At 77.1% G+C, this 13,536-nt stretch carries 11 protein-coding genes and 1 tRNA gene; 6 read left to right on the forward strand and 6 right to left on the reverse strand.

Going from position 1 to position 13,536, the window contains the following annotated elements; translation table 11 throughout:
- Positions 1–20: 20 nt before the first annotated feature.
- Entirely contained in the window at positions 21–899 is an 879-nt protein-coding gene (locus tag E5225_RS15255; RefSeq protein ID WP_135973310.1) for an alpha/beta fold hydrolase, read from the reverse strand.
- Positions 900–981: 82 nt separating this feature from the next.
- On the opposite strand from E5225_RS15255, the gene E5225_RS15260 reads away from it, so the two are divergent.
- Positions 982–2,838 carry an AfsR/SARP family transcriptional regulator gene (locus tag E5225_RS15260; RefSeq protein ID WP_135973309.1) on the forward strand — a complete coding sequence of 619 codons (1,857 nt, stop codon included), beginning with the start codon at positions 982–984 and terminating at the stop codon, positions 2,836–2,838.
- A gap of 39 nt (positions 2,839–2,877) precedes the next feature.
- Here E5225_RS15260 and E5225_RS15265 read toward each other — a convergent pair whose 3' ends face one another.
- Both E5225_RS15265 and E5225_RS15270 read right to left on the reverse strand, forming a co-directional pair.
- A complete protein-coding gene (locus E5225_RS15265) occupies positions 2,878–3,192 on the reverse strand; it encodes an antibiotic biosynthesis monooxygenase family protein (protein ID WP_135973308.1) in 315 nt (104 codons plus the stop codon).
- An 81-nt stretch (positions 3,193–3,273) separates the two neighbouring features.
- The gene (locus tag E5225_RS15270; protein WP_135973307.1) at positions 3,274–3,726 is read right to left on the reverse strand and encodes a hypothetical protein; all 453 of its coding nucleotides are present in this window, start codon (positions 3,724–3,726) and stop codon (positions 3,274–3,276) included.
- Positions 3,727–4,203: 477 nt separating this feature from the next.
- On the opposite strand from E5225_RS15270, the gene E5225_RS15275 reads away from it, so the two are divergent.
- Complete coding sequence (locus tag E5225_RS15275) at positions 4,204–4,530, forward strand: hypothetical protein (protein WP_135973306.1); 327 nt, start codon at positions 4,204–4,206, stop codon at positions 4,528–4,530.
- Positions 4,531–4,924: 394 nt separating this feature from the next.
- On the opposite strand, the gene E5225_RS15280 is transcribed toward E5225_RS15275, so the two are convergent.
- Positions 4,925–5,011 (reverse strand) — tRNA-Ser (locus tag E5225_RS15280).
- A 117-nt stretch (positions 5,012–5,128) separates the two neighbouring features.
- Between E5225_RS15280 and E5225_RS15285 the strand changes: the two genes are divergently transcribed.
- Positions 5,129–6,022, forward strand: a complete 894-nt coding sequence (locus E5225_RS15285) for a Sir2 family NAD-dependent protein deacetylase (RefSeq protein WP_135973305.1) — start codon at positions 5,129–5,131, stop codon at positions 6,020–6,022.
- A gap of 261 nt (positions 6,023–6,283) precedes the next feature.
- Here E5225_RS15285 and E5225_RS15290 read toward each other — a convergent pair whose 3' ends face one another.
- A complete protein-coding gene (locus tag E5225_RS15290) occupies positions 6,284–6,715 on the reverse strand; it encodes a nucleoside deaminase (protein ID WP_135973337.1) in 432 nt (143 codons plus the stop codon).
- A gap of 237 nt (positions 6,716–6,952) precedes the next feature.
- Between E5225_RS15290 and upp the strand changes: the two genes are divergently transcribed.
- Positions 6,953–7,588, forward strand: coding sequence for a uracil phosphoribosyltransferase (gene upp / locus E5225_RS15295; RefSeq protein ID WP_135973304.1), 636 nt, complete (start codon positions 6,953–6,955; stop codon positions 7,586–7,588).
- Positions 7,589–7,859: 271 nt separating this feature from the next.
- Positions 7,860–8,234, forward strand: coding sequence for a hypothetical protein (locus E5225_RS15300; RefSeq protein ID WP_135973303.1), 375 nt, complete (start codon positions 7,860–7,862; stop codon positions 8,232–8,234).
- A 114-nt stretch (positions 8,235–8,348) separates the two neighbouring features.
- On the opposite strand, the gene E5225_RS15305 is transcribed toward E5225_RS15300, so the two are convergent.
- Positions 8,349–12,374, reverse strand: coding sequence for a sigma-70 family RNA polymerase sigma factor (locus E5225_RS15305; protein WP_167306024.1), 4,026 nt, complete (start codon positions 12,372–12,374; stop codon positions 8,349–8,351).
- 269 nt (positions 12,375–12,643) lie between these two features.
- Between E5225_RS15305 and E5225_RS15310 the strand changes: the two genes are divergently transcribed.
- Entirely contained in the window at positions 12,644–13,489 is an 846-nt protein-coding gene (locus tag E5225_RS15310) for a hypothetical protein (RefSeq protein ID WP_208012434.1), read from the forward strand.
- Positions 13,490–13,536: the final 47 nt, after the last annotated feature.

Genomic DNA, 13,536 nt, shown 5'->3' on the forward strand with positions numbered 1-13,536 from the left:
CCCGCCATGGTCCGGTGGCGTCAGCGGGCCAGCAGGGCACGCATCTCGGCGACGACCTCCCGCGGCGCCTCCTCGGCCATGAAGTGCCCGGCGCCGTTGGTGCGGTGCTCCAGGTCGTCCGCCCACGCCCGCCACAGGGCCGCGGCGTCGTAGCCGAGGGCGGCGCCCCAGTCCTGCTGGACCACGGTGACGGGCATCGACAGCGTCCGGCCGGCGGCCCGGTCCGCGCGGTCGTGCGCGACGTCGACCCCCGCCGACGCGCGGTAGTCCGCGACGATCGACGGCACGGCCTCGCGGCTGGCCCGCAGGTACTCGGCGCGGTACTCCGCCGGGATGGCCGCCGGGTCGGCGACCCACCCGTCGAGGAACGAGGCGAAGAACGTGTCCGCGACGGCACTGATCATCGGCTCGGGCACGCCGGCCGGCTGCGCCATCAGGTACAGGTGCCACGCGACCTTGGCGTCGGCCCCGTGCAGCACGTCCCACATGTCGAGGGTGGGCAGCACGTCCAGGACCAGCAGGTGCGTGACCGCGTCGGGGTGGTCGAGGCCCGCGCGGACCGCGACGAGCGCGCCCCGGTCGTGCCCGGCCAGCGCGAACCGGTCGTGCCCGAGCGCGGCGGTCAGCGCGACGACGTCGGCGGCCATCGTGCGCTTGGCGTACGTGTCCTCGTCGGCCCCGGCCGGCTTGTCGCTGTCGCCGTAGCCGCGCAGGTCGGGGCAGATCACGGTGTGGTCCGCGGCCAGGTCCGCCGCGACGTGTCGCCACATGACGTGCGTCTGCGGGAAGCCGTGCAGCAGCACGACGGCGGGCCCGCTGCCCGCGACGGCGGCGTGCAGCGCGACGCCCGGGGCGGTCTCGACGCGGTGGTGGGTGAAGCCGGGGATGGTCAGGGACATCGCGTCCTCCGTCGGTCGGGGTGGGATGCACCCACCCTGCCGGGGCCCGATCAGCGGACGATCAGCGGACTACCCTGCCGGGGTGACGGCCGTGGAGATCCGGGTGCTGGGCCCGGTGTCCGCCACCGCCGACGGCGTCGCCCTCCCGCTGCACAAGCGGCGGCTGCGCGAGCTGCTCGGGGTCCTCGTCGCGGCCGGGGGACGCACCGTGCCGACGGACGCGCTCGTCGACGACCTGTGGGACGGCGCCGGTCCCGCCGGCGCGGTCGGGGCGGTGCGCACGTTCGTCGGGGAGCTGCGCCGCGCGCTCGAGCCGGACCGGGCGCCGCGTACGCCGCCGCGTGTGCTCGTCACCGTCGGGACCGGGTACGCGCTGCGCCTGCCGCCCGGGGCGGTGGACGCGTGGCGCGTCGTGGACGCGGCGGCGGAGGCCCGCGGCGCGTCCCCGGCGGCGGCCGTCCCGCTGCTGACCGGCGCCCTGGCGCAGTGGCGCGGCGACGCGTACGAGGAGTTCGCGGACCGCCCGTGGGCGCAGCCGGCGCGGGCGCGGCTCGCCGCCCTCCGCGCGGACCTGGTCGAGCGCCTCGGGGACGCGCTGCTCGCGACGGGCCGGGCGTCGGACGCCGTCGCGCTGCTGGACCCGCACGTGGCGGCGCACCCGTGGCGCGAGGACGGGTGGCGCCTGCTCGCCACCGCGCTGCACCGGGCGCAGCGCCCCGCCGACGCCCTGGACGTCCTGCGCCGCGGGCGGCGGACCTTCGCCGACGACCTGGGCCTCGACCCCGGCCCCGCGTTCGTCGCGCTCGAGCAGGAGGTCCTCGAGCGCCGTCCGCAGCCCTGGCAGGACGGCGGCCTGTCGGCGCTCGACCGGCGCGGTGCCCGCGCCCGCCTGGAGGCCTCGGGGGCCGTGCTGACCAGCCTCGCCGTCTCGGGCGACCTCGCGACGGTCCGCACCCAGCGGCTGGCGACCATCGCCGCCGCCGAGCAGCTCGACGACCCGCAGCTCACCGCGCGCGTCATCGGCGGCCTCGAGGCACCGGGGGTGTGGACGCGCTCGGACGACGAGGAGCTCGCGGCAGCCATCGTCGCCGCGGCGACCCGCACGCTCCCCCGCGTCGCGGGCAGCCCGCACGCGCGCGCCCGGCTCCTCGCGACCATCGCGCTCGAGGACCGCGGCACGGCCGCGCGCGAGGCGGAGGCGCACGAGGCCGAGCGGCTGGCGCGCGACCTCGGCGACCGCCGCCTGCTGTGCCTCGCGCTGAGCGGGCGGTTCATGCAGCGGTTCGCGCGGGCGGGGCTGGCGCGCGACCGCGCCGGCATCGGCGCCGAGCTGGTGGAGTCGGCGCGCCGTGCCGAGTCGACGACGTTCGAGATCTGCGGGCGCATCGTGCGCATGCAGGCGCTGTGCGCGCTCGGCCGCCTCGACGACGCCGCCGCCGAGGCTGACGCCGTCGACGCGCTCGCGTCCGCGGCCGAACGCCCCCTGGCCTCGACGTTCACCGCGTGGTTCCGGCACACCTTCGCGGGCGCCCCGGAGCCCGCCGCCCCGGACGAGATGCCGGGGTTCTCGCGCGGCATCGTTGCGCTCAGCCGCGTGACGCGGGCGCTGCGCACCGGCGGCGACGTCGAGGCCGCCCTCGGGGGACCGGACGGCGCCGCGCCCGGGCTCGGCCCGTACGAGGCGTGGGTCCGTCCCCTGCTGCTCGCCCGCGCGGGCCACCGCGACGAGGCCCGCTACGCGCTGGCCACCGCGCCCCCGCCGCGCCACGACCTGCTGCTCGAGGTCACGTGGTCGCTGCTGCTCACGGCCGCGCGCGAGGCCGACGTCCCTGACGTCGTCGCCCGCGCGTGGGCGGCCCTCCTGCCGGCCCGTGGCGAGCGCGCGGCCGGCAGCGGGGTGGTCGACGCGGGAGACGTGCGGACGCTGCTGGGGGGATAGCCCGCTCGTCGGTGCCGCCTGGGCGCCGCGGCCGACCGGTCAGCGCGGGGAGACGTCCAGCACGACCTCGAACTCGAGCAGCTGCGCACCCGAGCTCACGGGCCGCGGCCGGTCCCCGGCCGAGCCGGCGTGCGCGGCCCTCGCGTCACCGTCGCGCCAGGCGGCGAACGACTCCTCGTCGGCCCAGTGCGTCACGACGAAGTAGCGGTCCTCCCCCGCGGTCGGCCGCAGGAGCTGGAACCCGAGGAACCCCGGCGAGCTCTCGATGGTCCCCGCACGCGCGGCGAACCGGCGCTCGAGCTCCGCCCCGGCCCCGGGCGGCACGGAGATGGCGTTGATCTTCACGACGGACATGCAGCCAGCGTACGAGCGCGGGGCGGGACCGGCGCGAGCCGCACGCCCGTGCGCGCGGTGGGCCGTCCGGCGACGTCGCCGTCACTCGTCGCACGGGAGGAAGTGCTCCGCGATCGCGCTCGCGAGGCGGTTGCCGTCGACCTCGTACCGCTCCCCGGCGGGCACGGCGCGCAGGTGCTGCCCGTTCAGCCACACGCGCAGCGCGTCCTCTGCGGACTCGTCGTCGAGCGGACGGACGCGGACGGCGACCATGACGGGGCCCGTCGGCATGGCGGCGATCGCCTCGAGCGTGGCGAGGTCGTCCGCGTGCTCGGTGGCGTCCTCGGGCGCGAAGCACCCGGGCACAGGCTCGTCGAGCGACGCCTCGGGGTCGACGGTCGCGATGACCTGGGCCCGGGCGACGGCGCGCGCCAGGCGGTCGAGCTCCCCCGCGAGCATCCCGATGCCGGACTGCGGCTCGAGGGTGCTGACGGCGTAGGTGAGGACTGCGGCGGCGTCGGCGACGGCCTCGAGCGCGTCCGTGGGGTTCTGCATGACTCCTCCTTCGATGGCGGAGCCGCAGGGGCACGACTCCTTTCCCCATGCCACGGACCGAGCAGAAACGGAAGCCGGAAGTGCAGCCGGACTTCAGGCAGTTGCCGCGGAGGCGCACCCCCGTGCCACGGCCGTCGAAGAATGCGACGGCGACGTCGCCCGACGGCAGCGGGGGGCCGGTCGCGAGGAGGTCACGTCTGCAACGGCGAAGGGCCCCACCGCGTGATCACGCGGGTGGGGCCCTTCGACTGACGAGCGGTAGCGGTGGGCTTCAACGGCACGCCTTGTACCTGGCCGTTCGGGCCGGACGATCCTGTCCCTGACCTGGTCGGACACGGGCCCGAGCCGTGTAATGCGTTGCACGGTGCCGGACCCGGTCGGCCGGTCAAAGAGGCGAGCAATCGGCGACCTCCCAGCGATTTGGGGGATATCCAGATGTCAGGTACGTGCGCCGTCGCAACCCGCTACGTTGCCCGCGTGGCACGTTCAGTTCGAGCTATCGGGCTCGCCGGCATGGTGGTCGTGGTGCTGGCCGCGTGCGGGGGGCCGGACCTGTCGACGGTGGCAGTGGACGCGTGCAACATGTTCGCGTCCCGGACTGCGGAGGCTCCCGTGGGAACCGAGCGAGCAGACCTCATGGACGCGATGGCACCAAGTGTCGAAGAGGCTGACGAGAAGGCCCTCAAAGACGCCTACGAGGTGCTCGCCGCGGCCGAGCAGGGCGACGCCACCCAGTGGAGGGAGGCTGTAGCGGCCTTCTCCAAGACGTGCATCTCCCTCGGCTGGGAGCTTCCCGAAGGTTAGCCGGGGCGCGTGGCTGCTTGATGGCTTGGGCATATCGAGGCGTCGTACCGATAGCGGAGCACAAGAGGCTGTCGGAGGTCCGGGGCAGGGGTGGCGCAGCCATCACGGAGTGACGCCGTAGGCGCCCTTGACGCGGAGTGGAGACGACCGGATGCTCGGCGGTCGGTGCGGGGCCGGCGGGCCCCTTGGGCATGCCGACGAGAGCACGACGGCACGGCACTACGTGCAGCGGATCCACATCGCCCCGGACGTCCGCGTCGTCATTGACCAGTTGTTTGAGCACGCGGTCGAACACGGCAGCGAAGAGCCAAAGCGGTGAGTTTCCGGTTGCCTGGGAACGACGAAGGGCCCCACATCCGCGTGATCATGCGGGTGGGGCCCTTCGACTGACGAGCGGTAGCGGTGGGATTTGAACCCACGGTGGACTTTCACCCACACACGCTTTCGAGGCGTGCTCCTTAGGCCGCTCGGACACGCTACCTCGGCGGGTAACCCTACCCGGTCACAGCCCCAGGCTCCCAATCCGCCCCGGCGTGAGGTCGCGCACGCCCACCCCGCCGGCGCCGGTCACCCGCGAGCGCCGTCGTACCGTGGAACGGTGAGCACGTCGCAGACCCGTCCCGTCACCGCCGGCACGCTCGCCGACGTCGTCGACGTCCTGGCCGGCCGTCGCCTCACCGTGCTGACCGGCGCCGGCGTGTCGACCGACTCCGGCATCCCCGACTACCGCGGTCCCGACTCACCGCCGCGTACGCCCATGACGTACCAGCAGTTCGTCGGCGACCCCGCGTTCCGCCGGCACTACTGGGCCCGCAACCACGTCGGCTGGCGGCACGTGCACCGCACGCACCCGAACGCCGGCCACCGCGCGCTCGCGGAGCTCGAGGCGCGCGGCGTCGTCGTCGGGATCATCACGCAGAACGTGGACCTGCTGCACGAGGCGGCGGGCTCGCGCAACGTCATCGACCTGCACGGCCGGTACGACCGGGTCGTGTGCCTGCGCTGCCGCACGGTCGTGAGCCGCGCGGCCCTCGCCGAGCGGCTCGAGGCGCTGAACCCGGGGTTCGTGGAGCGCGTCGGCGGGGTCGTCGGGGACGTCGAGATCGCACCCGACGCGGACGCCGTCATCGAGCAGACCGCCGACTTCGTCGTGCAGGCGTGCTGGGCGCCGGACCCCGACGGCGGCGGCCCGTGCGGCGGCATGCTCAAGCCGGACATCGTGTACTTCGGGGAGAACGTGCCCCGGGAGCGCGTCGACCGGGCGTACGCGATGGTCGACGCCGCCGACGCGCTGCTCGTCGCCGGCTCGTCGCTGAGCGTGCAGTCGGGGCTGCGGTTCGTCCGGCACGCCGCGCAGAGCGACAAGCCGGTGGTGATCGTCAACCGCGGCGAGACCCGCGGCGACCGCCACGCCACGGTGACGCTCCACGCGGGCACGTCGGAGACGCTGACGACCCTGGCCGCGGAGCTCCCCACCCCCGCGCCCACCTGACCCGCGCCCCACGTCGGCGCCCACCCGCCGATGAGCGCACCCCACGTCGCACGAGCGCACCGCCATCGACGGGTGCACTCGCCCGCTGACGGGTGCACTCGCCCCGACGGGCGCACTCACGCGCCGACGGGTGCACTCACCCGCCGACAGGTGCACTGGCGCGCTGACGGGCGCACTCGCCCGCCGACGGGCGCACTCGTGCGCCGACCAGCGCACGCATGGTCCGGTACGCGCCCGGGCACGGGGCGAGCTGGGCCGCCGTCAGCGGTGGGTGGCGAAGAAGTTGCGCAGGAGGGCTGCGCACTCGTCCGCGCGCACGCCGGCGACCACCTCCACGCGGTGGTTCGTGCGCCGGTCGCGGACCACGTCCCACTGGGACCCGCACGCGCCCGCCTTGGCGTCCCACGCGCCCAGCACCAGCCGCGGGACGCGCGCGAGCAGCGTCGCCCCGGCGCACATCAGGCACGGCTCGAGCGTCACGACGAGCGTGCAGTCGTCCAGCCGCCACCGCCCGAGCGTCGCGGCGGCCGCGCGCAGGGCGACGACCTCGGCGTGCGCGGTCGGGTCCGCGTCGGCCTCCCGCCCGTTGCGACCGCGCCCCACGACCGCGCCGTCCGGACCCAGGACGACCGCCCCGACGGGGACGTCGCCGGTGGTCAGGGCGGCCCGCGCCTCGTCGAGCGCGGCGGTCATCGCGGCGTCGTCCGCGGGCGTGGCCCACGGCGACGGCGGGGTCACGACGACGTCCGCCCCGGTGCTCGCGTCGTCCACGCCCTGCCTCCGCACTCGCGCCCCACGGGCCGGCCGCCGCGTGCGACCGGCCGCGGGTGTCACGTCCGTCACCCCGGCGGCCGCCCCGCCGTTCGCGACGCCCCGGCCGTGACCGTTGGTCCCCGCCGCCGCCCGCATCCTCCCACTACCCTGACGTCCATGCGCCTGCACGTCGCCGACCACCCGCTCGTCGCCCACAAGCTCGCCGTCCTGCGTGACGCGGAGACGCCGAGCCCGACGTTCCGGCTGCTCGTCGACGAGCTCGTCACGCTGCTCGCCTACGAGGCGACGCGCGAGGTGCGCACGACCGAGGTCCGGATCACCACGCCGGTCGCCACGACCACGGCGGTCAAGATCGCCGACCCGAGCCCCATCGTCGTGCCGATCCTGCGCGCGGGCCTCGGGATGCTCGAGGGCATGACGCGCCTGCTGCCGACGGCCGAGGTCGGCTTCCTCGGCCTGCAGCGCGACGAGGAGACGCTCGAGGCGATCACGTACGCGAACCGCCTGCCCGACGACCTGACCGGCCGGCAGTGCTTCCTGCTCGACCCGATGCTCGCCACGGGCGCGACCCTCGTCGCGTCCATCGAGTACCTGCTGCAGCGCGGCGCACGCGACGTCACGGCGGTCTGCCTCATCGCCGCGCCCGAGGGCCTCAAGGTGGTCGAGGAGTTCGTCGGCGACCGTGCGGACGTGCAGGTCGTCGTCGCGGCGGTCGACGAGCGGCTCGACGAGCACGCGTACATCGTCCCGGGCCTCGGTGACGCGGGCGACCGCCTCTACGGCATCGTCTGACCGACGCCGTCGGCGCCGCCGGGCGCCGGCACGCCCGATTCGTCCCATGCCCTGAGACCGGTCCGGTAACGCGTGGACCGGTTCGTCCCGGCGTGCCACGATCGTCCCATGAGCCCCGCCACGCGCCGACCCGTGCATGCCACCCGCATGCAGGCGTCGGCCGTCGCGCGCCGGTGGTATCCGCGCTGCTGTCGCATCTGACGCCGCCCGCCACCCGCCCCGCCGGCTCCGCACCACGCGTCGACGCCGGTCCGTTCGTCCGGAGACAGCCATGACCGCACCCGCGACCGCGCGCGTCCGCCGCCCGTCGGCCGTCGCACCCACCCCTCCCCCGGTCCCCGCCGACCCGCCGCGCGCGGCCCTCGTGCTGTACGTGAGCCTGCCGGCCGGCGCCGACGAGCCCGCACCGAGCGCCGCCGAGCTGGCCGAGGCCGCCGAGATGCTCCGCGAGCTCGCGCAGGACCTGCTGCCGACCGCGCAGACGGCGACCGCCCTGTCCCTCGTGCCGGGCACCAGCGGCGACGTGCGCCGCATCGGTGACCGGATCTCCCACCTGCGGCTGCTCCCGCCCGAGGCGGACGAGCCCGGCGCCCCCGCGCCCCTGCCGCTCCCTGACGTCCTCGCCGGCTCGGGGGACGCCGGCTGAGGACGCGCGCTGCCGGGCCGGCGTCCTGGGATCGGGGGACCCCGGTCGGCCCGGCAGCGCACCCCCGCCCGACCCGGGCGTCCGCACCGCGCTCGACCCCGCGCCGGCGTGGCGTCAGCGCTGCCGCGAGGAGACCCCCTCGGGCGCGACCGTGCGCACCGTGACGACCCCGATGAGGTACTGGTCGGACGACGTGGTGGGCGTGAGCGTGCCGACGTCCGAGGTGAGCACGACGTCCTCGAACCCCTTCGCGTCGACGCCGAGCGCGTTCGGGTACCGCCAGCCGGTCGCCGTCGAGTCGAACGCGTTGGCGCGCGAGCCGCCGCGGACCACCTGCGTGCCGTCCCAGCGCAACGGGGTGAGCGCGCCGACGCCCGACAGGGACAGCCGGTCGTCACCGGACCCGCGGTCGCCCTCCCAGGCGACCACGCCGATGCGCGCACGCGTGCCGGCCTCGGCGACGAACGCGAACGCGGGGGCCGCGGCCGCCCGGCCGATCCACGCACCGCCCTGGTGCACCGTCACCGAGGCGCCGTCGGCGGCCTCGGTCCCGTGCACCACCACGAGCGACCAGCCGGCGTAGTAGGTGGGGTCGCGGTCGGTGCGCGCGTCGCTGACCGCCGCGTCGGCCAGCGCCCACGCCCCCGCGCCGCCGCGCGCGACCAGGTCGGTGACGTCCGCGGCCGCCTGGTAGTAGGAGCGTCCCGCGTTGTCCGCGACCTGCGTCACGGCGTCGGCGCCGACGCGCACGTCGGTCCAGGTGCCGTCGGGGGCGCGCAGGCGTGCGGTCGTCAGGTCGCCGGTCCACCCGTCCTCGGGACCGCGCACGCCGGACCAGTAGAGCCCTGCCCACACGACCGGGCGGCCCGCCGGCAGCGCGAGACGCGTCTCGGAGGAGACCGGCACGGCGGACCGCGGGCCGGGCGGCGGCGCGTCGTCGAGCGGGCGCATGTCGAGGCCGTTGTTGTCGTCGGCGCGGTGCACGGACGGGCACGGCACGGTCGGCCCGTACCGGCAGACCAGCAGGGGCGCGCCCACCTCGACCACGTCGAGGTCCCCGAGACCCGACCACACGGGCGTGAGGTTCGCCGACGAGGCGACGACCCGGACGGAGGCGGTCGCCTCGGCGGCGCCCGTGCCGGTGACCCGGATCTCGGCCGTGCCGTGGAGCGCACCCGCGACACGCACGTTGAGCTGCACGGGCAAGGTCGTGCCCGCCGGCACGCGGCCGAGGTCGCAGGCGACCTCACGCCCGGACGCGTCGGTGGCGGCGCAGCCGTCGGTGCTCGGGACGACGGCGTCGGGGTCGTACGTCACGCCGCGCGGCAGGGTCACGCGTGCGACGACGTCGGCGGCGTCGGCGCCCGGGCGTCCGTGCTGCGGCCCGGCGGCCCCCACGACGAACGCGAGCACGCCCCCGCCGTCGCCGTCGGCGACCGCGGCGGCGTCGCTCACGGTCACGACCGGGGCGACGCCGGACACCGCCACCAGCGCGGGCGCCGGCAGGTCGGCGTCGTCGGCGGACACGGCGACGCTCACGACGCCGAGCGGCCCGACCGCGCCGGCGGCACCGGTCAGGCGCGCCACGACGCGCGCGGTCGCACCGGGCGCGAGCGGCTCGGCGAGCCGGCAGACGACGTCGGCGCCCTCGCTCGTGCAGCCGTCGGCCGCCGCGGGCGGGGTGCCGGCCGGCGGGGTGAGGCGCACGGTGACGCCCGTCGCGGGCAGGTCACCGGTGTTGGTGACGTCGACGGGGACGTCCGTAGCGGGTCCGAGCGCCACCTCGACGGCACCGGGGACGGCGAGCGTCGGCGCGGCGGGCCGGACCACGGTGTAGGGCACGGACGTGCGGGCGGCGTCGCGGCCGGCGGCCGGGCGCAGGACGGCCTCGAGGGCGCCCCCGGCCGGCGCGGTCCCGCCCGCCGCCGTGAGCGCGAGGGTGAGCGTGGTGCCCTCCCGGGGGCCCAGGGCCGGGAGCCGGCACCGCGTCGTGCCGTCCTCGGGGGCGCACGACCAGGGCGCGGCGGCCTGGGCGCCGACGCCGCGGGGCAGGGCGAGGTCCACCGTGGCCGGGGCGTCGGCGGTGACCGGGGACCCGCCGACGTTGACGAGGCCGAGCGTGGTGGTCCGCGTACGGCCGGCCACGAGCTGCACGCCGGCGTGCTGGCCGGCGGGCACGAGCCGTGCGGGCGACGGCGCCACGACCAGCGGCAGCGCCGGCGGTGCCCACACTCGCGTGGCGCCGGTGATCCGCAGCCCGACGCTCAGGCCGTCCGCGGGCACGAACGCCTCGTCGATGCTGACGCGCAGCACCAGCCGGACCGCGGTGCGGGGCGGCAGCTCGGGCAGGGCGCACGCAGCCTGGTGCTCGCCGGCGGGCGCACACACCCACCCGTCCGTGACGAGCGGCGCGAACCCCGCGCCGACGGCGATGATGCCGGCGATGCCGTCCACGCGGACGCCGGGCGGCAGCGTCACTTCCGCCCGCAGGTCCACGGCGGGGCGGTCGCCGTCGTTGCGCACCGTCAGGCCGAGCTCCTGACCGGCGCTGCCCGCGGCGAGGACGATGCCGCCGTCGGGCGGTTCGACGACCACGTCCGGTGCGGGTGGCGGCCCGGGGTCAGGCGGCGGTGTCGGCTCGGGCGGCGGGCCGGCGGACGGGACGGGCGCGGGGGCGTCCGCGGCGTCGGGCGGCGGGCCCGCGAGCACGGGGCCGTCGTCACCCGGCTCGCTGATGCCGCCCGCGCCGGTGTCGTCGGTGTCGCCTGTGTCGCCTGTGTCGCCTGTGTCGCCCGTGTCGTCGGTGTCGCCCGCCGGCGGGAGGGTCGGCAGGTCGGTCGGGCTCACGGTCGGTGTGGGCTCCGCGGTGGGCGTGGCGGCGTCGGCGGTCGGCGCCAGCGTGCTGCCGGACACCGTGGGGCTCGCCGTCGGTGCGGCGACGCCGTCCGCCGGGCCACCGAGCAGCTGCACCGCCCCCACCACGGTCGCGGCCACGACGGCGACCGCGCCGACCGTCACGGCGGCGGCCGTGGCCGTCATGCCGCCGAGCACGGCCGTGAGGCCGGTCGCCGCGGCCGCCGCACCGGCGCCGCCGGCGGCAGCCGCGGCACCCGCGCTCGCGACACCGGCCCCTGCGACGCCGGCCGCCGCGGCGCCGCTCGCCGCGGCCACGCCGGCGGGTGCGGTCGCGGCGCCCGCGGCCAGGCCCGCCGTCGCCCCGCCGCCCGCGGCCGTCCCGCTCGCCGCCGCACCGCCGGCCGTCGCCCCCGCCGCACCGCCCACGGCCGGCTGCACCGCGAGCGCCGCCGTGCCGGCCGCCACGCCGCCGCCCACCGGCAGCGGGTGCCGCAGCGCCGCGACGCCGAGCAGACCCAGCACGAGCGGAGCCACGACGGCGCGCATGCCGTGGTTGACGTCGCCGAGCTCGAGCACGAGCGCGCGGCAGTCGCCGCACTCGTCGAGGTGCCGCTCGACCTGCGCGGTGTCGCGCGTGCCCAGTCCGCCGCGCACGTACGACCCGAGCTTGGCCGCGACGCTGCGGCAGCCGTCGTCGAGCGGGTCCTGCAGGTGCTGCTGGAGGTAGGCCTGACGCAGCCCCTCGCGGGCGCGGTACGCCAGGGCCGCGGTGCTGTTGGCGCTCAGCCCGAGCACGGGGGCGATCTCGGCCGGCGTCAGCCCCTCGACCTCGGAGTGCCACAGGACCGCCTGCCACCGCTCGGGGAGCGAGCGGAAGGCGCGGGCGACGACGCTGCGCTCGAACCCGGCGAGCGCGGGGGCCTCCGCCGCGTCGACGGGCGTCGCCGCGGTCTCGAGCGTCGCGACGTCGTCGGTCGGCTCGACGCGCCGGCCCGCGTGACGGTGCACCGTGGCGGTGCGCCGCACCGCCGTGAAGAGGTAGGCGCGGAAGGCGACCTCGGGTCCCGCTCCCCCGCGGATGGCGCGGTGGACCGCGGCGAAGGCGTCGGCGACGACGTCCTCGGCGTCGGGCGCGGAGTCGGTGTACTGCCGCGCGACCACGAGCGCGGCGCCGACGTGCCGCTCGTACAGGTGGCCGAAGGCGCTCCCGTCGCCCGCCCGCGTCGCGCGCAGCAGGGCGGCGTCATCGTCGATGACGCCGTCCGTGCCCGCGGAAGCCACCACGCCGGGACTCCTGTCGCAGTCTGGTTTGCTCGCAAGCCTGCCATAACCGACTGATCGGATGAACCCGGCGGACGACGCGCGGAACGATCGCCGGCGCCGGCGTCCCGGCCACCGTGCCGCGGCGCGCGCCCGGACCAGCGCGGACGCGCAGCTGGACACCGGACGGGTGAATTGGGCCGGTCGTCTGAGCCGATCGGGTGACGGCGCGCAGATCGGTGCCCGAACCCGCGTCATGACCGCGACCGTGCCCCCTCTCATCCGGTGTGACGATGCACATCGGCAAGGACGGTCGCGCCTTCCCGGAGGAGCTGCGCGAGCGCTGGCGCGCGCGCAGCGTGGGCTCCGTGTGGCGGCGCCCCTCCGACTGGTACCACCCGGCGGTGGACGCGCTCGCCGGCGCGGTGCTGCACGACGGCGACCCGGCGACGCCCGCGTGGGACCTCGGCCGGGCGCGCGGCGAGAGCGGCGTCGGCATCGGGGAGGCGGTCGACGACCTCGTGTGCCTCTACCGCTCGACCGGCCGCACCGACCCGCCGATGGACGCGGTCCGCGCGCTGAACGAGGGCTGGGCCGACGCGCAGGCCGAGCTCGTCCTGACCGGCGGGTGCGTCGACGCGGAGACAGGCCTGCCCACGCAGCAGTACCTCGGCGTGCGGCTCGCGGAGGCGTACCTCGAGGCGGAGCGGCAGGACGCCGACCCGGCGTCGCTGCACGGGCTGGCGGTCGTGGACGTCGCCGCCGGGCACGTCACCGGCTTCCTGCGCGCCGCACGGTCTGCCGCCGCCGGGGCGGCGCTGCGGTCCGCGTTCGGCACGGGCCATCCCATGGCCACGCTGGGCGGCGGCGTCTTCGTGGTCCTCACGCGCACCGACGACGACCTCGACGCGCGCATCGCCGCGCTGCGCGCCGACGTCGCCGACCGCAACCGGGACGTCGACGTGCGCCTCGCGACCCGCCAGCCGGTCCGCGTCTGGCACGAGCCGCTGCCGGGGACGCACGCGGCCGCGCTGCACCGGCTGACGCAGCTCGCGCGCCCGGAGCCGTGGACGGGGATCCCCCGGCCCGCGCTCCCGCCGACGCTCGGGGACCCGCGGGCCGACGACCTGCCGGGCTGACCCGCTGCACCGCCCGGTCGGCTCCCGGCGCGGCGCCGCTGGTGGTC

Origin of the sequence: Cellulomonas shaoxiangyii (assembly GCF_004798685.1) — a bacterium.
GTDB lineage: Bacteria > Actinomycetota > Actinomycetes > Actinomycetales > Cellulomonadaceae > Cellulomonas > Cellulomonas shaoxiangyii.